The sequence below is a fragment of the Bacteroides luhongzhouii genome, from assembly GCF_009193295.2.
GTDB classification, from domain to species: domain Bacteria; phylum Bacteroidota; class Bacteroidia; order Bacteroidales; family Bacteroidaceae; genus Bacteroides; species Bacteroides luhongzhouii.
Genome location: NZ_CP059973.1, coordinates 1,657,614 through 1,678,568 on the forward strand (window position 1 = coordinate 1,657,614; position 20,955 = coordinate 1,678,568).

At 43.5% G+C, this 20,955-nt stretch carries 16 protein-coding genes and 1 tRNA gene; 11 read left to right on the top strand and 6 right to left on the bottom strand.

Going from position 1 to position 20,955, the window contains the following annotated elements; translation table 11 throughout:
- The first annotated feature begins 26 nt into the window (after positions 1-26).
- The 6 genes from infB to GD631_RS06050 all read left to right on the top strand — a co-directional run bounded on the left by infB (position 27) and on the right by GD631_RS06050 (position 8,783).
- Positions 27-3,119, top strand: coding sequence for a translation initiation factor IF-2 (gene infB, locus GD631_RS06025; RefSeq protein WP_143256804.1), 3,093 nt, complete (start codon positions 27-29; stop codon positions 3,117-3,119).
- A 195-nt stretch (positions 3,120-3,314) separates the two neighbouring features.
- On the top strand, positions 3,315-3,851 hold the full coding sequence (locus tag GD631_RS06030; protein ID WP_143256805.1) for a CvpA family protein: 537 nt from the start codon (positions 3,315-3,317) through the stop codon (positions 3,849-3,851).
- Positions 3,829-5,331, top strand: coding sequence for a Fe-S cluster assembly protein SufB (gene sufB, locus GD631_RS06035; protein WP_370511848.1), 1,503 nt, complete (start codon positions 3,829-3,831; stop codon positions 5,329-5,331). The genes GD631_RS06030 and sufB overlap by 23 nt, the downstream gene beginning before the upstream one ends.
- 111 nt (positions 5,332-5,442) lie before the next feature.
- Entirely contained in the window at positions 5,443-6,195 is a 753-nt protein-coding gene (sufC, locus tag GD631_RS06040) for a Fe-S cluster assembly ATPase SufC (protein ID WP_004307398.1), read from the top strand.
- Between the two features lie 13 nt (positions 6,196-6,208).
- A complete protein-coding gene (gene sufD / locus GD631_RS06045; RefSeq protein WP_143256806.1) occupies positions 6,209-7,552 on the top strand; it encodes a Fe-S cluster assembly protein SufD in 1,344 nt (447 codons plus the stop codon).
- 19 nt (positions 7,553-7,571) lie between these two features.
- Positions 7,572-8,783, top strand: coding sequence for an aminotransferase class V-fold PLP-dependent enzyme (locus tag GD631_RS06050; RefSeq protein WP_143256807.1), 1,212 nt, complete (start codon positions 7,572-7,574; stop codon positions 8,781-8,783).
- 226 nt (positions 8,784-9,009) lie between these two features.
- On the opposite strand, the gene GD631_RS22315 is transcribed toward GD631_RS06050, so the two are convergent.
- A complete protein-coding gene (locus tag GD631_RS22315) occupies positions 9,010-9,264 on the bottom strand; it encodes an alpha-galactosidase (protein WP_143256808.1) in 255 nt (84 codons plus the stop codon).
- 419 nt (positions 9,265-9,683) lie between these two features.
- Here GD631_RS22315 and GD631_RS06060 point away from each other — a divergent pair, with 419 nt between their 5' ends.
- From GD631_RS06060 to GD631_RS06070, 3 genes are all read left to right on the top strand, one after another.
- Positions 9,684-11,888: a sodium-translocating pyrophosphatase gene (locus tag GD631_RS06060; protein WP_143256810.1), complete on the top strand. Its 2,205-nt coding sequence runs from the start codon at positions 9,684-9,686 to the stop codon at positions 11,886-11,888.
- Positions 11,889-11,977: 89 nt separating this feature from the next.
- On the top strand, positions 11,978-12,580 hold the full coding sequence (locus GD631_RS06065) for a ribonuclease HII (RefSeq protein WP_143256811.1): 603 nt from the start codon (positions 11,978-11,980) through the stop codon (positions 12,578-12,580).
- Between the two features lie 180 nt (positions 12,581-12,760).
- Positions 12,761-14,302, top strand: coding sequence for a DUF5723 family protein (locus GD631_RS06070; RefSeq protein WP_143256812.1), 1,542 nt, complete (start codon positions 12,761-12,763; stop codon positions 14,300-14,302).
- Positions 14,303-14,441: 139 nt separating this feature from the next.
- On the opposite strand, the gene GD631_RS06075 is transcribed toward GD631_RS06070, so the two are convergent.
- A complete protein-coding gene (locus tag GD631_RS06075) occupies positions 14,442-15,371 on the bottom strand; it encodes a magnesium transporter CorA family protein (RefSeq protein WP_008770430.1) in 930 nt (309 codons plus the stop codon).
- A 347-nt stretch (positions 15,372-15,718) separates the two neighbouring features.
- On the opposite strand from GD631_RS06075, the gene gpmI reads away from it, so the two are divergent.
- Positions 15,719-17,233 carry a 2,3-bisphosphoglycerate-independent phosphoglycerate mutase gene (gpmI, locus tag GD631_RS06080; RefSeq protein WP_143256813.1) on the top strand — a complete coding sequence of 505 codons (1,515 nt, stop codon included), beginning with the start codon at positions 15,719-15,721 and terminating at the stop codon, positions 17,231-17,233.
- Between the two features lie 66 nt (positions 17,234-17,299).
- Positions 17,300-17,881: a DUF3109 family protein gene (locus tag GD631_RS06085; protein ID WP_143256814.1), complete on the top strand. Its 582-nt coding sequence runs from the start codon at positions 17,300-17,302 to the stop codon at positions 17,879-17,881.
- On the opposite strand, the gene GD631_RS06090 is transcribed toward GD631_RS06085, so the two are convergent.
- From GD631_RS06090 to GD631_RS06105, 4 genes are all read right to left on the bottom strand, one after another.
- Positions 17,878-18,087, bottom strand: a complete 210-nt coding sequence (locus GD631_RS06090; RefSeq protein WP_008770429.1) for a hypothetical protein — start codon at positions 18,085-18,087, stop codon at positions 17,878-17,880. The two genes, GD631_RS06085 and GD631_RS06090, sit on opposite strands and share 4 nt — an antisense overlap.
- Before the next feature lie 212 nt (positions 18,088-18,299).
- Positions 18,300-20,258, bottom strand: a complete 1,959-nt coding sequence (gyrB, locus tag GD631_RS06095; RefSeq protein ID WP_143256816.1) for a DNA topoisomerase (ATP-hydrolyzing) subunit B — start codon at positions 20,256-20,258, stop codon at positions 18,300-18,302.
- A gap of 198 nt (positions 20,259-20,456) precedes the next feature.
- A complete protein-coding gene (gene rpsT, locus GD631_RS06100; RefSeq protein WP_004309474.1) occupies positions 20,457-20,711 on the bottom strand; it encodes a 30S ribosomal protein S20 in 255 nt (84 codons plus the stop codon).
- Between the two features lie 42 nt (positions 20,712-20,753).
- A tRNA-Glu gene (locus tag GD631_RS06105) sits at positions 20,754-20,825 on the bottom strand.
- Between the last annotated feature and the right edge of the window lie 130 nt (positions 20,826-20,955).

The window sequence follows — 20,955 nt, forward strand, 5'->3', positions numbered from 1 at the left end:
CTCCATTTATTCATTAATTTTAAAATATGACGATAAGGTTAAACAAAGTTACAAGAGATTTGAACGTAGGAATCGCGACGGTAGTTGAGTTCCTGCAAAAGAAAGGGCATACCGTAGAGGCTAATCCTAATACAAAAATTAGCGAGGAGCAATACGCTATACTCGTAAAGGAGTTTAGTACAGATAAGAACCTTAGACTTGAATCGGAGCGTTTCATACAGGAACGTCAGAATAAGGAACGTAATAAGGCGTCTGTTTCGATTGAAGGCTTCGAAAAGCAGCCGGAGAAACCGAAGTCGGAAGATGTGATTAAGACAGTCGTACCTGAGGATGCACGTCCGAAGTTTAAACCTGTCGGAAAAATTGATTTGGATAAAATAAACGGTCGTAAACCTGAAAAGGTGGAGAAAGAGCCGGAACAGAAACAAGAAGAATCTGTTGTAGAACGGCCTGTCGTTAAACCCGAAGTGAAAAAGGAGTCCGAGAAGAGAGAACCCGAGGTGAAGAAAGAAGAGGTGGTGACACCTCCTGTTTCTGTAGTAGAGCCTACTCCAGTGGTAGTTGAGCCCGTAGTAGTGCCGGAACCTGTAGTGGAGACGAAGCCGGTAGAAGTTGAAAAAGTAGTGGAAGAAGTGAAAAAAGAAGAGCCGAAGGTAGTAGAAACTGTACCTGTGAAGGCGGAAGAACATAAAGAAGAAAAAAAGGTGGAAACTGCACAGGCTGAAGTAACCCCGGTAGCAGAAAAGGCTCCGGAGGATGATGGTGTTTTCAAAATCCGTCAACCGGAATTAGGCGCGAAGATCAATGTGATCGGTCAGATCGACTTGGCTGCATTGAACCAGTCTACTCGTCCGAAGAAGAAATCGAAGGAAGAGAAGCGTCGCGAACGTGAAGAGAAAGAGAAAATCCGTCAGGATCAGAAGAAATTGATGAAGGAAGCCATCATCAAAGAAATCCGTAAGGATGATTCTAAAGTGGTGAAGAACGGTCCGAAAGAAAGTGCGGATGCTGCTAAGAAAAAACGTAACCGTATCAATAAAGAAAAGGTAGACGTTAATAACGTTGCGACTTCTAACTTTGCTGCGCCGAGACCTAATATACAAGGTAAAGGCGGTAATGGCAATAACAACGGTCAGGGCAACGGACAAGGAAATAATAACAGAAGAAATAACAACAATAATAAGGATCGCTTCAAGAAGCCGGTTATCAAACAGGAAGTGAGCGAGGAAGACGTAGCAAAACAGGTAAAAGAAACTCTTGCACGTCTGACAACCAAAGGTAAGAACAAGACGTCCAAATACCGTAAAGAAAAACGTGAAATGGCTTCCAACCGTATGCAGGAACTGGAAGATCAGGAAATGGCAGACAGCAAGGTATTGAAGCTGACCGAGTTCGTTACGGCTAACGAATTGGCAACGATGATGGATGTATCTGTTAATCAGGTTATCGCTACTTGTATGAGCATTGGTATCATGGTTTCCATCAACCAACGTCTGGATGCGGAAACAATCAATCTGGTGGCAGAAGAGTTCGGATTCAAAACAGAATATGTAAGTGCGGAAGTGGCACAAGCTATCGTTGAAGAAGAAGATGCTCCGGAAGATTTGCAGCCGCGCGCTCCGATTGTTACAGTGATGGGACACGTTGACCACGGTAAGACATCTTTGCTCGACTATATCCGTAAGGCGAACGTAATTGCCGGTGAAGCCGGAGGTATTACACAGCATATCGGTGCATATAACGTGAAACTGGAAGACGGTCGCCGTATTACGTTCCTTGATACTCCGGGGCACGAAGCGTTTACCGCTATGCGTGCACGTGGTGCGAAAGTAACGGATATTGCTATCATTATTGTGGCTGCCGATGATAACGTGATGCCGCAGACGAAAGAAGCAATCAATCACGCGATGGCTGCCGGTGTACCTATTGTATTTGCAATCAATAAGGTAGATAAACCGACTGCGAATCCGGATAAGATTAAAGAAGAACTGGCTGCAATGAATTACCTTGTTGAAGAATGGGGTGGTAAATATCAGTCACAAGATATCTCTGCCAAGAAGGGAATGGGTGTGGAAGATTTGCTGGAAAAAGTATTGCTTGAAGCAGAAATGCTCGACTTGAAAGCAAATCCGGACCGTAATGCTACGGGGTCTATCATCGAATCTTCTTTGGATAAGGGACGTGGATATGTAGCTACTGTATTGGTATCTAACGGTACTCTGAAAGTGGGAGATATCATACTGGCAGGAACTAGCTACGGACGTGTGAAGGCTATGTTCAACGAACGTAACCAACGCATCAAGGAAGCAGGACCTTCTGAACCGGCTCTGGTATTGGGATTGAACGGTGCACCTGCTGCTGGTGATACATTCCATGTCGTTGAAAGCGATCAGGAAGCTCGTGAAATCACTAACAAACGTGAACAGTTGGCTCGTGAACAAGGCTTGCGTACGCAGAAGATCCTTACGTTGGATGAGTTGGGCCGTCGTATTGCTTTGGGTAACTTCCAGGAATTGAACATCATTGTTAAGGGTGATGTGGACGGTTCTGTTGAGGCATTGAGCGACTCGTTGATCAAGTTGTCTACGGAACAAATTCAGGTAAATGTCATCCATAAGGGTGTGGGAGCAATCTCCGAGTCGGATGTATCTCTGGCTGCCGCTTCGGATGCGATTATTGTCGGATTCCAGGTACGTCCTTCGGGTGCTGCCGCTAAGATGGCTGAACAGGAAGGTGTCGATATCCGTAAGTACTCTGTCATCTACGATGCAATCGAAGAGGTGAAGGCGGCTATGGAAGGTATGTTGGCTCCGGAACTGAAGGAACAGATCACGGCAACTATCGAAATCCGCGAAGTATTCAACATCACGAAGGTGGGTTTGGTAGCCGGCGCAATGGTGAAGACCGGAAAGGTGAAACGAAGCGACAAGGCTCGTTTGATCCGCGATGGTATCGTAATCTTTACCGGAAACATCAACGCGTTGAAACGCTTCAAGGACGATGTGAAGGAAGTGGGTACAAACTTCGAATGTGGTATCAGTCTGGTGAACTGCAACGACATGAAGGTAGGCGATATGATCGAGACATTCGAAGAAATAGAAGTGAAACAGACGCTATAAATAATAGAGTAAGATTATAAGTGATATGTTATAATGTTATAATATAGCAGAGGTCATGATATGATAAAAAGGTGGTAATGTGGTACTGTTTGCAGAACACCACCTTACCACCTTATTTTTTATCATTCTACACCCTATCACTGTGATTACCTTATAATATACACCCGATTATTTGTGGCTTATAACATTATAAATGTGGCAACGATTGATATCATTATCCTTATTGTAATAGGCGCCGGAGCGGTGGTAGGCTTTGTAAAAGGCTTTATCCGCCAGTTGGCTTCTATTTTGGGGTTAATAGTCGGGCTGCTGGCGGCGAAAGCTTTGTATGCCTCTTTGGCGGAAAAACTTTGCCCGACAGTGACGGATTCGATGACAGTTGCGCAAGTGTTGGCTTTTATCATGATCTGGATTGCCGTACCGTTGATCTTTGTATTGATAGCTTCGTTATTGACAAAAGCAATGCAGGCAATCTCGCTGAACTGGCTGAACCGCTGGTTAGGAAGTGGACTGGGAGCACTTAAGTTTCTGTTGTTAACGAGTGTAGTGATCGGTGCGATAGAGTTTGTGGACAGCGATAATAAGTTAATTAGTGCAACAAAAAAGGAAGAATCTTTGTTATATTATCCGATGGAAACGTTTGCGGGGATCTTTTTCCCTGCTGCGAAGAATATGACGCAACAATATATATTAGAGAATAAAGATAAAGATGCAACAAGAAGAACCCAATAAAATGAAACCCAATCAGAAAGACGAACTCGAAAAGAAGACTGATAATGAGTTTGTCCGGAAATTTGCGGAGGAGAAATATAAATACGGCTTCACCACAGAGGTGCATACAGACATCATTGAGCGTGGACTTAATGAAGAGGTCGTTCGTCTGATTTCATCGAAAAAAGACGAACCGGAGTGGTTGCTGGAGTTTCGACTGAAAGCGTACCGCCACTGGCTGACGCTGGAGATGCCGACCTGGGCACACCTCCGTATCCCTGAAATCGACTATCAGGCGATTTCTTATTATGCCGATCCGACGAAGAAGAAAGAAGGACCGAAGAGCATGGAGGAAGTTGATCCTGAACTGATAAAGACATTTAATAAACTGGGCATTCCTTTGGAAGAGCAGATGGCTCTTAGCGGAATGGCGGTGGATGCCGTTATGGACTCAGTTTCCGTAAAGACTACCTTCAAGGAAACGCTGATGGAGAAAGGAATAATCTTTTGCTCGTTCAGTGAGGCCGTGCGGGAACATCCCGATTTGGTGAAGAAATATATGGGATCGGTGGTAGGTTACCGGGATAATTTCTTTGCCGCGTTGAACTCCGCTGTCTTTTCTGACGGCTCTTTCGTGTATATTCCGAAAGGGGTACGTTGTCCGATGGAACTTTCCACTTATTTCCGTATCAATGCCCGTAACACGGGACAGTTTGAACGTACGCTGATTGTGGCGGACGACGATTCATACGTTTCTTATCTGGAAGGATGTACGGCACCGATGCGGGATGAAAATCAGTTGCATGCCGCTATCGTTGAGATAATCGTGCACGACCGCGCAGAGGTAAAATACAGCACTGTTCAGAACTGGTATCCGGGCGATGCGGAAGGTAAGGGTGGTGTATACAACTTTGTGACAAAACGCGGTAATTGTAAGGGAGTGGATAGTAAACTATCTTGGACACAAGTGGAAACCGGTTCGGCAATCACTTGGAAATACCCTTCTTGTATTCTGACAGGCGATAACTCAACCGCTGAATTCTATTCTGTAGCTGTAACGAACAACTATCAGCAAGCAGATACCGGGACGAAGATGATTCATCTGGGCAAGAATACCCGTAGTACGATTGTAAGTAAAGGTATCTCCGCCGGGCATAGTGAGAATTCCTATCGTGGGTTGGTACGTGTGGCTGAGAAAGCGGATAATGCCCGTAATTATAGCCAGTGTGACTCTCTGTTGCTGGGAGATAAATGTGGTGCGCATACTTTCCCTTATATGGATATTCATAATGAAACGGCAGTAGTGGAACATGAAGCCACAACGAGCAAGATCAGTGAAGACCAGATATTCTATTGCAACCAGCGCGGTATTCCGACAGAAGATGCTATCGGACTTATTGTGAACGGATATGCAAAGGAAGTATTGAATAAACTTCCAATGGAGTTTGCGGTAGAAGCACAGAAGTTGCTTACTATCTCATTGGAAGGAAGCGTGGGATAATTGAACGATTAGACGATTTACGATTTACGATTGAAGTTTCTCTCGTGAGTGTGTGGGTCGTCTGAGTAATATGAATCGTAAATCGTAAATTGTTAAATCGTAAATATAATCATGTTAGAAATAAAAGACCTGCATGCCAGCATTAATGGCAAAGAGATATTGAAGGGTATTAACCTGACGGTGAATCCCGGTGAAGTGCACGCTATTATGGGGCCGAATGGTTCCGGCAAAAGTACGCTTTCTTCCGTATTGGTGGGAAATCCGGCTTTTGAGGTAACAAAAGGATCGGTCACTTTTTATGGAAAGAACCTGTTGGAGTTGAGTCCTGAAGATCGTAGCCATGAAGGAATCTTTCTTAGTTTCCAGTATCCGGTAGAGATTCCGGGGGTGAGCATGGTCAACTTTATGCGTGCTGCTGTGAATGAGCAACGTAAATATAAAGGTCTGCCTGCACTGACAGCCAGTGAGTTTCTGAAACTGATGCGTGAGAAACGTGCGGTTGTAGAGCTGGATAATAAGTTGGCTAACCGTTCGGTGAATGAAGGCTTTTCGGGTGGTGAAAAGAAACGGAACGAGATCTTCCAGATGGCCATGTTGGAACCGCGGTTGAGCATCCTTGATGAGACAGACTCCGGTTTGGATATTGATGCGCTCCGTATTGTTGCGGAAGGAGTGAACAAACTGAAAACTCCTGAAACAAGTACGATCGTTATTACCCACTACCAACGTTTGCTTGATTATATCAAACCTGATATTGTACATGTCCTTTATAAAGGTCGTATCGTAAAAACTGCCGGACCGGAACTTGCGCTGGAACTGGAAGAAAAAGGATATGATTGGATCAAGAAAGAAGTAGGAGAATGACAAATATAAAACGATGATGGTTGAACAACAATATATAGAACTCTTCTCACAGACGGAAGCAATGATCTGCAAGCATAGTGCCGAAGTGCTGAATGCGCCTCGTGCAGCTGCATTTGCCGATTTTGAGCGACTCGGATTTCCGACCCGTAAGATGGAGAAGTACAAATATACGGATGTGAGCAAGTACTTTGAACCGGATTACGGTTTGAACTTGAATCGTCTGGCTATTCCGGTCAATCCGTATGAAGTGTTTAAGTGCGATGTGCCGAATATGAGTACCGCCCTGTATTTTGTGGTAAATGACGCATTTTATAATAGGGCACTTCCCAAAGGAAACCTGCCGGAAGGTGTGATTTTCGGCAGCCTGAAAGAGGTGGCCGAGCAGCATCCGGAGTTGGTGAAGAAGTATTACGGTCAGTTGGCAGATACTTCCAAAGATGGAATAACTGCTTTCAATACAGCTTTTGCACAAGACGGCGTTGTGTTTTATGTGCCGAAGAATGTAGTGGTAGAAAAACCGATCCAGCTGGTAAATATCCTGCGTGCAGATGTTAACTTTATGGTGAACCGCCGCGTACTAATCATCCTGGAGGATGGTGCGCAAGCCCGTCTGCTGATTTGTGACCATGCAATGGATAACGTGAACTTCCTGGCTACACAAGTGATTGAAGTATTTGCAGGTGAGAATACGGTATTCGATATGTATGAACTGGAAGAAACACATACAAGCACTGTTCGTATCAGTAACCTATATGTAAAGCAAGAGGCAAACAGTAATGTATTGTTGAATGGAATGACTTTGCATAATGGTACTACCCGCAACACTACTGAAGTGTTGTTGGCAGGAGAAGGAGCCGAGATAAACCTCTGTGGTATGGCAATTGCCGATAAGAACCAGCACGTAGACAATCATACAAGCATTGACCATGCCGTACCAAACTGCACCAGCAATGAGCTGTTCAAGTATGTACTCGACGATCAGTCGGTAGGCGCGTTTGCCGGATTGGTATTGGTGCGTCCTGATGCACAACATACGAACTCCCAGCAGACTAACCGGAATCTTTGTGCTACACGTGATGCGCGAATGTACACACAACCTCAATTGGAGATTTACGCGGATGATGTGAAATGTTCGCATGGAGCAACGGTAGGCCAGTTAGATGAGAGTGCATTATTCTATATGCGTTCACGAGGTATTGCAGAGAAAGAAGCCCGTTTGTTATTGATGTTCGCATTTGTCAATGAAGTGATTGATACCATCCGTTTGGAAGCACTGAAAGATCGCCTGCACCTATTGGTAGAGAAACGTTTCCGTGGCGAGCTGAACAGATGTCAGGGCTGTGCCATTTGTAAGTAACCACTAAAAAATAATAAACGTGGATATTCAAAAGATACGTGAGGATTTTCCGATATTGAGCCGTACGGTTTACGGTAAACCTTTGGTTTATTTCGACAACGGTGCGACGACGCAGAAACCCCGCTTGGTGGTTGATGCGTTGGTGGATGAATATTATTCCGTAAATGCCAATGTACATCGCGGTGTGCATTATCTTTCGCAACAAGCTACGGAATTGCATGAGGCTTCCCGTGAAACGGTGCGTCAGTTTATTAATGCCCGTAGCACAAGTGAAGTTGTCTTCACCCGCGGAACGACGGAAAGCATCAACCTGCTTGTTTCCAGCTTTGGCGACGAATTTATGGAAGAGGGAGATGAAGTGATTATTTCCGTAATGGAACATCACAGTAACATCGTTCCTTGGCAACTGCTGGCTGCCCGCAAGGGAATTGCCATCAAAGTGATTCCGATGAATGACAAAGGCGAACTTCTGTTGGATGAATACGAAAAACTATTTTCCGAACGCACGAAAATAGTCAGTGTGGTTCATGTTTCGAATGTGCTGGGTACAGTGAATCCGGTGAAAGAAATGATTGCGACGGCTCATGCGCACGGTGTACCTTGCCTGATAGATGCTGCACAGTCTATCCCTCACATGAAAGTGGACGTACAGGAGTTGGATGCCGATTTTCTGGTATTTTCTGCCCACAAGATATACGGTCCGACAGGCGTCGGAGTGCTTTATGGAAAAGAAGAGTGGTTAGACCGCCTTCCGCCTTATCAGGGAGGAGGAGAGATGATTCAGCATGTCTCTTTTGAAAAGACTACTTTCAACGAACTTCCTTTCAAATTTGAAGCCGGTACGCCCGACTACATCGGAACTACCGGACTGGCAAAAGCCCTTGATTACGTGAATGGACATGGACTTGAGCAGATAGCCGCCCATGAGCATGAACTGACAACTTACGCTTTGCAACGGCTGAAAGAGATTCCCCAGATACGTATATTCGGTGAGGCAGCCGAACGGGGAGCGGTCATATCCTTCCTGGTAGGAGATATCCATCATTTCGACCTCGGAACGTTGTTGGATCGTTTAGGCATTGCCGTAAGGACGGGACATCATTGTGCGCAACCTCTCATGCAACGTCTTGGTATAGAAGGGACTGTACGGGCTTCGTTTGCTATGTACAATACGAAATCGGAAATAGATACATTGGTGGATGGAATCGAACGCGTCAGCAAGATGTTCTAACGATATAAAAGCTGCTATTCCTGTGGGATGGCGGCTTTTTTTATTCTTTAACTAAAAAAAATGTCTTCAAGTGCAGTGATTTGAGCTTTTGTGCGTCTAATAGGTAAAGAAACAAAATGTTCATTGAATATTAGGAGGGTCGTGAGACCATGCTCATATTATATAAATTCTCTCTCTTTAACATTAATCGCAGCTATACCGTTTTACGGTATAGCTGCAACTTTTTTTATTCGGTTGTAATTTCAATCACACGGCTGAAAGCTTGATTGGTAGTGAAAGCATTGATTCCTACTTTCATCAGATAATCTCCTGAATAAGTATTCTCGGCTTCTTTAGCAGACTTCACGAGTGCAGGAATACCGCCCGGCAGTTTGGATTTCATCACTTCCCAGTCACCTAGTCCGGCATTGTCGCTGTTGCGAGGATGCTTGTTTCGGTGGAAGTGGGCAGTTGCGGATAGTTCTCTACGGTAGCCATCCATAGCAGAGAAGAGGAATGGTAATCAAAATGATAATACCATTCGTTCAATCTCAGACGCAATTTGTGGTTGCATGGCGCCTGCACTCCGCAAGGGGATGCCATGTCACGGGCTGACGAACAACTTCAGAAACAGTTTGGAGTTACTCCTACAGAATTTGCCCAGCAGAATAAGCAGAGAATGGCGGATAGTTAGTTGTTATTGACTATTATTCGTTGTTTTGTTATGGGATGGTGAACTGGTTTTACCCCCTTTCGGTGCATAAATGAGGGAATAAAATAAATAACTGCCATCTGTTTATCTGTCCAAAGTGACGTATGAAAAATAGAATGATCCAACTCTGTAAATTCTTTCTTTTTTACTTGCTTATTTCGATTGATTTCCATACTTTTAGCCTCCGTAATCCTTTAAAAATTGACCCTATGGACAACATTCTTTTCTGGCTCGTTCCAGTCGCTTCCGTGTTAGCCCTCTGCTTTGCTTATTACTTTCATAAGCAGATGATGAAAGAGAGTGAAGGTACACCCCAAATGATAAAAATAGCTGCTGCTGTACGCAAAGGAGCTATGTCTTATCTAAAACAGCAATACAAAATAGTAGGTTGCGTATTCTTGGGGCTGGTTATTTTGTTTTCAATTATGGCTTATGGTTTTCATGTACAGAATGCATGGGTTCCCATTGCTTTTCTTACAGGTGGATTCTTCTCCGGGCTTTCCGGATTTTTGGGGATGAAAACGGCGACTTATGCGTCCGCTCGTACCGCTAATGCTGCCCGTACTTCTCTGAATGCAGGATTAAGAATTGCTTTCCGAAGTGGTGCGGTGATGGGACTGGTGGTTGTTGGCCTGGGACTGCTCGATATCTCTTTTTGGTATTTGTTGCTGAATGCAGTGATTCCTGCTGATGCGCTGACACCTACTCATAAACTCTGTGTAATCACTACCACCATGCTGACGTTCGGTATGGGAGCTTCTACACAGGCGCTCTTTGCCCGTGTAGGCGGTGGTATCTATACAAAGGCAGCCGATGTCGGAGCCGATTTGGTAGGTAAGGTAGAAGCCGGAATCCCGGAAGATGATCCTCGTAATCCTGCCACTATTGCCGATAATGTAGGTGATAATGTAGGTGACGTGGCCGGTATGGGAGCCGATTTATACGAATCTTACTGTGGTTCGATTCTGGCAACAGCCGCCCTGGGGGCTGCTGCTTTTATCCATTCGGCAGATACAGTGATGCAATTCAAGGCAGTTATCGCCCCGATGCTGATTGCGGCTGTTGGTATTATCCTTTCTATTATAGGTATATTCGCTGTCCGTACCAAGGAGAATGCGACCATGAAGGATCTGCTCGGTTCGTTGGCTTTCGGTACGAATCTTAGTTCCGTGCTTATTGTTGCCGCTGCATTTTTGATTCTGTGGCTCCTGCAGCTTGATAACTGGATTTTGATCTCTTGTGCCGTAGTAGTCGGACTGGTGGTAGGTATTATCATCGGACGTTCTACGGAATATTATACTTCCCAATCTTATCGCCCTACCCAGAAACTTAGTGAAAGCGGTAAGACCGGACCTGCCACCGTAATTATCTCCGGTATCGGTTTGGGTATGCTTTCTACGGCTATTCCGGTAATTGCAGTCGTGATTGGTATCATTGCTTCCTATCTGCTGGCTTCTGCAGGCGATTTTGCCAATGTCGGTATGGGATTGTATGGAATCGGTATTGCGGCTGTCGGCATGCTTTCTACTTTAGGTATCACTCTGGCAACGGATGCTTATGGCCCGATAGCGGATAATGCAGGAGGTAACGCGGAAATGTCCGGCTTGGGTGCCGAAGTCCGCAAACGTACCGATGCGCTCGATTCGTTAGGGAATACGACTGCTGCCACCGGAAAAGGTTTTGCAATCGGTTCCGCTGCATTGACAGGGTTGGCTTTGCTGGCTTCTTATATTGAAGAAATCCGAATCGGCCTGACACGGCTTGGTAATGTAGATTTAACCTTTGCGGATGGTAGTTCCATCAGTGTGGCGAATGCTACTTTTATCGACTTCATGGATTATTATGAAGTACATCTGATGAATCCGAAAGTTCTTTCGGGTATGTTCCTCGGTTCCATGATGGCTTTCCTGTTCTGTGGATTGACTATGAATGCCGTAGGACGTGCAGCAGGACATATGGTGGATGAAGTACGTCGCCAATTTCGTGAAATAAAGGGCATTCTGACGGGAGAAGCGGAGCCGGATTACGAACGCTGTGTTGCAATATCGACAAAAGGTGCGCAGCGTGAAATGGTTATACCTTCCTTAATCGCTATTATTGCTCCTATCCTTACAGGCCTTATTTTCGGTGTTCCCGGCGTACTTGGTTTGTTGATTGGTGGTTTGAGTAGTGGTTTCGTACTGGCTATCTTCATGGCTAATGCCGGAGGGGCATGGGATAATGCAAAGAAATATGTAGAAGAAGGAAACTTTGGAGGAAAAGGCGGTGAAGTTCATAAAGCAACCGTAGTAGGAGATACTGTGGGCGATCCGTTTAAAGATACATCCGGGCCGAGCTTGAATATCTTAATAAAGCTAATGAGCATGGTGGCCATTGTAATGGCAGGGCTTACTGTCGCTTGGAGTTTATTCTAAAAAAGCAGGAAAGAAGTAAGAAAAAGGAGACAAAACAAGTCTCCTTTTTTAATTTGAATTACCTTTGTGTCAAAATAGAAGCGATAAATATGTTATTACCTTACTTAAACGAGAATCTGATTGAAGCCGGATGTGATGAGGCCGGTCGTGGATGTTTGGCAGGAGCGGTATACGCTGCTGCGGTTATTCTTCCGAAGGATTTTAAGAATGAACTGTTGAATGATTCCAAGCAACTGACGGAAAAACAACGTAATGCACTGCGTGAGGTAATAGAGAAGGAGGCGATAGCTTGGGCAGTCGGCATCGTGTCACCGGAAGAAATTGATGAAATAAATATCCTGCGGGCTTCTTTCTTGGCCATGCATCGTGCAGTGGATCAGCTGACTACCCGCCCACAACATTTACTGATCGACGGAAATCGTTTCACTAAATATCCCGGCGTCCCCCATACCACAGTAGTGAAAGGAGACGGGAAATATCTTTCAATAGCTGCGGCTTCTATTTTAGCCAAGACATACAGAGACGATTATATGAACCGTCTCCACGACGAGTTTCCTTATTATGATTGGGATCACAATAAAGGCTACCCAACTAAAAAACATCGCGCCGCCATTGCCGAACGTGGAACCACCCCTTACCATCGAATGACATTCAATCTATTAGGAGACGGACAGCTAACTTTAAACTTCTAAAGTTGCTTTGTTTCATTTTGCACAAACATTCTACATTTTTTTGCAGAATAAGCACGATTTTGTTACGGATAACCTTGAAATTGTTCTGTTTAGGCTGAAAAAGTGTTGCCTAGTGCTTTTATTTGTTATTGAAATACTATATCTTTGCAAACAATAATAAGAATTAAAAAGTTTAAAATCATGGCAACGAACAAACTATTGTGGTCTTCTAAACTCATTGGGGTATTTTTTATTATGTTGGTTTGCACTTTTTCCGCAAATGCACAGTTTTTACGTACTTCCTATTTTATGGAAGGTACACACTATCGTCAACAACTGAATCCGGCTTTAACACCGACAAAAGGTTACTTCAACCTTCCAGTAATTGGTGCAGTTAATGCAACTGTCGGTTCTACTTCATTAGGCTATCAGGATATCATCGATATTATTGATGATGGTGACGATTTCTATACTAAACCGGATTTCATGAACCGTCTGAAAGATAATAATAAGCTGAATGTGAACTTCAGTACAGAGATTCTTTCTGCAGGATGGTACAAAGGCAAGAACTTCTGGTCATTCAATATCGGTCTGCGTACAGATATCGGTGCTAACTTGACTAAGAATATGTTTACCTTCTTGAATGAGATGGAAACAGTTGAAGAAAACTGGAGAAACAGTAACTATGATATTAGTGGTCAGCAATTGAATATTAATGCTTATACGGAAGTCGGTTTAGGACTTTCACGTCAGATTAACAGCCGTTTGACTGTTGGTGCTAGAGTGAAAGCATTATTGGGTATTGGCAACATGGAGTTGAAACTTAATAAAGTTGCGATGAATGCTAATTTACCTAGCGACCAACAAATAAATCAATGGTCAAGTGAGAGTTATTGGAGTTCTATGACTCCTTCACAGGCAGTACAAGCAGCACAGGAATTAAAGGATAAGTTTAATAATTATCATGCAAACTTGACTGTTGGCGCAGAACTGAAAAGTTCTTTCAAAGGTCTGGAATTGAAAGAAGAAGAAGGTAAAGACTATGTAACAGATTTCGACTTTGACAGTGGTAAATTGGGTATTGCAGGTTATGGCTTTGGTATCGACTTGGGAGCTTCTTATAAAATATTGGATAATCTGACAGTGTCTGCATCTGTTCTTGATTTAGGTTTTATTTCTTGGTCAAAATCAAGCACAAAAATTGCCTCAGCTAACCCAGATCCGATTGATATTAAAGGGAGTACCTATGCAAATATGGTTGATCCGGATGATCCGAATACTGTTATGAACGCTGTAAATCAGTTGCAGACTGACGCTCAAGGATATATGGACCGTGTAACGAATGGTGATGTACTTGACTATGACATGTTGCAACTTGAAGTAGGTGATGCTAGAGAATCTCGTAAATCCCGTCTTGCTTCTACATTAGTATTAGGTGCAGAATACGGATTCTTCAATAACAAATTAGCAGTCGGTGTATTGTCAACAACTCGTTTTGTACAGCCTGATGCTCTTACAGAATTAACATTCTCCGCAAACTATCGTCCGAAAAGCTGGTTCAATGTAGCGCTTAGCTATTCAGCAATCCAGTCAGCCGGTAAATCTTTCGGTCTGGGTTTGAAGTTAGGTCCTCTGTTTGTCGGAACTGACTATATGTTCTTAGGAAAGAACTCTAACTCTGTTAACGGATTTGTTGGAGTATCTATTCCGTTAGGTGGAAAAAAAGCAAATAAAGAAGGATAAAATATTTTAATTTCTCTCTCTAAACATTCTCTTTTAATTAATTCTCTATAGAATAAAAAACGTATAATTACAGCTTACCGTCATAAAGAATCCTTGTAAAGGATCATAGATGGTAAGCTGTTTTTTTATGTTCCGCCTTTTAGAACCACTTAATCTTCCGGAATATCACAAACGCAAGCGTTGACAATCCGATGGAGAAGAGCACGATCAAAGAGAAAGCAAAGGGCACTTCTTCCAGGTGAATGTCCACATTCATGCCATAAAAACTGGCAATCAATGTCGGAAGCATCAGGACGATGGACAGACTTGTCATACGTTTCATGATCGTATTCACATTGTTGGAGATAATAGAGGCAAAGGCATCCATTGTTCCTGTGAGGATATCGCTGTAAATATTTACCGTATTGAGTGCCTGTTTCAGCTCGATAATCACATCCTCCACTAATTCTGTGTCCAGATAATCCGTATCCTGAAAAATAGTCCTTAACTTACCGATCATCACTTCATTTCCACGGATGGAAGTATTGAAGTAGACAAGTGTTTTCTGCAGTCTCATCAGGCGAAGTAAATCCTCGTTACGGATACTTCGTTCCAATTCCTTTTCCGCGGCACTGATGTCTATGTTTATCTGCTTTAGATATTTCAGGAACCACACAGCAGAAGAATAGATTAACCGAAAAATCAGATCCAGCTTGTTGCGTACAACGATCCCTTTTCGACGGGTATGCTCTATGAAATCCGGTAACAAATCCGTGTTGTGATAACAGACAGACACAATAATCTCGTTATTAGTGATAATTCCAATCGGTACAGTGTCGAAAGGCAGGCTGCCATTCTGTTTGTTCACTACCGGGATGCGGAGAATTGTCAACAACCAGTTACCTTCCGTATCCGTACGCGGACGTTCGTCCGTATCGGCTATATCATTAAGAAATGATTCGGGTACGTTGAGAGTTTGAGTTAGAAATTCAAAGTCATCATTGTTTGGGCATACTACATTTACCCAGCTGTTGGGAAGCCATTGTGCTTTTTCCACAAAGCCAGCCTCACAATAAAGATACGTTCTCATCTTATTGCCTCCTTTCGTTTGTTTGACACGAGCAGAGGCATCAGTTTTCAATGACTCTGTTCGCTTTAATTAATACTAGTTGTGCACGTTCGCGGGTTTGAATCGTCCATATTTCTATGATTTTAATTTAAAAGCGATGCAAAGGTACGGAAAAATGAAGTAGGTTCCGCCTTTTGTATCGGTTTTTTCGATAGACAGCTTGAAAGTTGTTTTACAAAGTAAGAAAAAGACCCATAGCCTGATACACTTCTGCCTTGTAACTTAACATAGATTAAACGTTTACGTAACTATCTTTTTTGTACCTTTGCGCCCGAAAATCAGTGTGATAATTTAAATATTGAAATATTATGAGTAAGAAAGCCCTTTTAATGATCCTCGATGGTTGGGGATTAGGTGACCAAAAGAAAGACGACGTAATCTTCAACACTCCCACTCCTTATTGGGATTATCTGATGAGTACTTATCCTCACTCTCAACTTCAGGCAAGCGGTGAAAACGTAGGTTTACCTGACGGACAGATGGGTAACTCGGAAGTAGGTCACTTGAATATCGGTGCCGGACGCGTAGTTTATCAGGATTTGGTGAAAATCAATCGTGCATGTGCGGACAACAGCATCATGAAAAATCCTGAAATCGTTTCAGCTTTCTCTTATGCAAAAGAAAACGGCAAGAGTGTTCACTTTATGGGGCTGACTTCTAACGGTGGTGTACACAGCTCACTCGTTCATCTCTTCAAACTTTGCGATATCGCAAAAGAATACAACATCAACAATACATTTATCCACTGTTTCATGGATGGTCGCGATACTGACCCGAAAAGTGGTAAAGGTTTTATCGAAGAACTTTCTGCACACTGCGAGAAATCAGCTGGCAAGATTGCTTCTATCATCGGCCGTTATTACGCTATGGACCGTGACAAGCGTTGGGAGCGTGTAAAAGAAGCATACGACCTGCTCGTAAACGGTGTAGGTAAGAAAGCTACTGATATGGTTCAGGCAATGCAAGAATCTTACGACGAAGGCGTGACAGACGAATTCATCAAACCGATTGTAAACGCTAACTGCGACGGAACAATCAAAGAAGGTGATGTAGTGATCTTCTTCAACTACCGTAACGACCGTGCCAAAGAGTTGACTGTCGTACTGACTCAACAAGATATGCCGGAAGCTGGCATGCATACCATCCCAGGTTTGCAATATTACTGTATGACTCCGTATGATGCATCTTTCAAAGGTGTTCATATCTTGTTCGACAAAGAAAACGTATCCAACACATTGGGCGAATATCTTGCTTCCAAAGGCTTGAGTCAACTTCATATCGCTGAAACAGAAAAGTATGCTCACGTAACATTCTTCTTCAACGGTGGACGTGAAACTCCGTTCGACAATGAAGAACGTATCCTTGTTCCTTCTCCAAAGGTTGCTACTTACGACTTGAAGCCGGAAATGAGCGCTTTCGAAGTAAAAGATAAATTGGTGGCTGCCATCAACGAGAACAAATATGATTTCATTGTAGTGAATTTCGCTAACGGTGACATGGTTGGTCATACCGGTATTTACGAAGCAATCGAGAAAGCGGTTGTTGCTGTAGACGCTTGCGTGAAAGATGTAATTGAAGCAGCTAAAGCACAAGATTACGAAGCAATTATCATTGCCGATCATGGTAATGCTGATCATGCTTTGAACGAAGACGGTACTCCGAACACAGCTCACTCTTTGAACCCTGTTCCTTGCGTTTACGTGACAGAGAACAAGGCTGCGAAAGTAGAGGATGGCCGTTTGGCAGATGTTGCTCCGACTATTCTGAAAATTATGGGGCTGACTGTTCCGGCTGAAATGGACGGAAACGTTTTGATTAAGTAATTTAGATTTCTATAATTGGGAGGGCGGAGTAGAACTCCGCCCTTTTTGTCTCACATAAGGTTTAAAATGATACAAATAGGTGATGTAGTAGTGTCTCTTGATGTATTTCAGGAGAAGTTCCTTTGCGATCTGGGCGCCTGCAAGGGGGCTTGTTGCGTTGAAGGTGATGCCGGTGCTCCGGTAGAGCTGGACGAGGTGATGGAGTTGGAAGAAGTTTTGCCGATTATTTGGGATGAACTGGCTCCGGAAGCACGTGCGGTGATTGAAGAGCAAGGAGTGGTATATACGGATCAGGAAGGCGATCTGGTGACTTCTATTGTTAATAATAAGGACTGTGTGTTTACCTGCTACGATGAGAATGGTTGCTGCTACTGCGCTATCGAGAAGGCTTATCGGGAGGGGAAAACAGACTTCTATAAACCGGTTTCTTGTCATCTTTATCCTATCCGGATTGGCGATTACGGGCCTTATAAAGCGGTAAATTACAATCGTTGGGATGTATGTAAGGCAGCGGTTTTGCTAGGGAAAAAAGAGAATCTTCCCGTATATCAGTTTTTGAAAGAGCCTTTAATCCGTAAGTTCGGTGAAGAATGGTACAAAGAGCTGGTTGCTGTTGCTGAAGAACTGAAAAAGCAGAAATATATTTAAATTCTCTTCCGGTTCTTGCGTATGCAATATAGCTGATATAGCAAAATGCACAATGCGATTATGATTCCGCATGCCGGCATAATCCATGCTTCCGGATGGATAATAATCAAGAAGATACAAGTCGCGATTACGCAGGAAGTCAGTACAATAAGAAACAGCCTGATCTTTGCAAATAACGGATTGGGTGCAGTAGTTTTCATTTTCATAGTTATGTTTTCTTTGCTTTTTATGCAAGATAGTGATTTTGTCTGGAAAACGTTTCCGCTGTTAGGTTTTATTAAGAGATAGGCAGTTGAACTATTCGAACATGAAAGCTCCTTTAGATAAAAGAAAAACGCCGATCGAAGGATGTTCCTTCGCCATCGGCGTTTCCTCGTTGTAAGATGTGAGGTTGGTTTATAAAAACGTGTTATTTAGATTATGTATCGATATTTGCATACGTTGCATTCTCTTCAATAAACTCGCGGCGCGGCCCTACATCTTCACCCATCAACATAGAGAAGATATAATCGGCTTCTGCGGCGTTGTCAATATTTACTTGCTTCAGCATACGGTTTTCAGGGTCCATAGTAGTTTCCCACAACTGCTGGGCGTTCATTTCACCCAAACCTTTGTAACGTTGTGTATGAATTGCATTTTCTGAACCACCACCGTAAGTGTCAATAAACTTTTGGCGTTGTGCGTCTGTCCAGCAATACTCTTCTACTTTACCCTTTTTGCAGAGGTAGAGCGGGGGAGTGGCGATGTACAGATAACCGTTCTGGATAACTTGCGGCATGTAACGGAAGAAGAACGTCATGATCAGTGTGTCGATGTGAGAACCATCGACGTCGGCATCGGTCATGATGATGATCTTATGATAACGCAACTTCTGTATGTTTGCTTCTTTGCTGTCTTCGTCAGTTCCGATAGTCACACCGAGAGCTGTGTAGATATTGCGGATTTCATCACTTTCCAGAGCTTTGTGATACATGGCTTTTTCTACGTTCAGAATCTTACCGCGTAATGGGAGAATAGCCTGGAACATACGGTTACGTCCCTGCTTGGCAGTACCACCTGCCGAGTCTCCCTCGACGAGGAACAATTCACATTTTGAAGGATCCTTATCCGAACAGTCGGCCAACTTACCCGGCAGGCCACCACCTGACATCGGTGACTTGCGTTGTACCATTTCACGGGCTTTTCTTGCGGCGTGACGTGCGGTAGCGGCAAGAATCACTTTGTCAACAATCGTTTTTGCTTCCTTCGGATGTTCTTCCAGATAATATGTTAATACTTCGCCCACTGCCTGGTCAACAGCACCCATCACTTCGTTGTTACCCAACTTCGTTTTAGTCTGTCCTTCAAACTGTGGTTCAGCCACCTTTACAGAAATAACAGCAGTCAAACCTTCACGGAAGTCATCTCCCGAGATTTCAACTTTCACCTTTTCCAGCATCTTGCTGTCTTCGGCGTATTTCTTCAACGTACGAGTCAGCGCACGGCGGAAACCTGCCAAGTGTGTACCACCTTCAATGGTGTTGATATTGTTGACGTATGAGTGAACGTTTTCGGAGAATCCGGTATTGTACATGATAGCCACTTCAATAGGAATTCCCTGCTTTTCCGAGTTCAGATAGATAACATCGTTAATCAAGTGCTCGCGTGAAGACTCGATAAAACGCACGAACTCTCTCAAGCCTTCTTCTGAATAGAACTGTTCGCCCTTGAAACTTCCGTCTTCGTTCACAACCCGGCGGTCAGTCAGGGAGATACGGAGACCAGCGTTCAGATAAGCCAATTCGCGCAGGCGTGAAGCCAGAATCTTGTAGTCGTATACCGTTTCAGTAAAGATGGTATTATCCGGCCAGAATTGCTGGCGGGTTCCTGTGATGTCAGCTGTACCGACTTCTTTTACAGAATAAAGCGGTTTACCGATCTCATATTCCTGCTGATAGATTTTACCATTACGGAATACTTGTGTAGTCATGTGGGTAGACAACGCGTTTACGCACGACATACCTACACCGTGCAAACCTCCGGATACTTTGTAAGAACCCTTGTCGAATTTACCTCCGGCATGCAGTACGGTCATGGCAACTTCCAGTGCCGACTTCTTTTCTTTCTCGTGATAGTCAACCGGAATACCGCGTCCGTTGTCCTGTACTGTGATTGAATTGTCTTCGTTGATTATTACTTCGATATGGTCGCAATAGCCGGCCAATGCTTCGTCGATAGAGTTGTCAACGATTTCGTATACCAAATGGTGAAGTCCCTTGACGCTGATGTCACCAATGTACATCGCAGGGCGTTTTCTTACTGCTTCAAGACCTTCCAATACTTGGATACTATCCGCAGAATAAGACCCGTTATTGGGAGTGATTTGTTCTTCGCTCATAATTGCCTTTCTAACTTTAATAACAGAGCAAATATAGTGAAAATAGTCGACTTGACGAAGAATAATCAGTGAAAAATGAAGAATGCGGGCGGTTTCTCTGTATTCTTGATGGGTTTGATATTCAATGGGTTATAAACAAGAAAGGCCGAACTTAAAAGTTCAGCCTAGGTGCTATGTAGAATTATTAAATTCTTCTTATTAAGCGAGCTTGTTGATGTAAAGAGCCAACTTAGATTTCAGATTGTTAGCTTTGTTTTTGTGAATGATATTCACTTTAGCCAACTTATCCAACATCTTTGTAATGCCTGGGTACATTGCAACTGCTTCTGCTTTATCAGTAGTTGCACGAAGCTTTCTAACAGCATTTCTCATGGTTTTGCCATAATATCTGTTATGAAGTCTTCTTGTCTCTTCTTGTCTGATTCTTTTCAGTGATGATTTATGATTTGCCATCTCGACTAATCTATTTTTTTAGTTCTTTATTCTTTTAACTTGTAGCCCGTGGGGGAATCGAACCCCCCTTTCAAGAATGAAAATCTTGCGTCCTAACCGATAGACGAACGGGCCATCCTATGTTGCATTTCTGCGTTTTGCTTTCTCGAATCTGTGTTTGTTTCTCGATTGCGGTTGCAAAGGTAGGAACTTTTTTGAAACTGACAAATGATTTATAGTAAAATTTTCAATGAATATGTGTTTT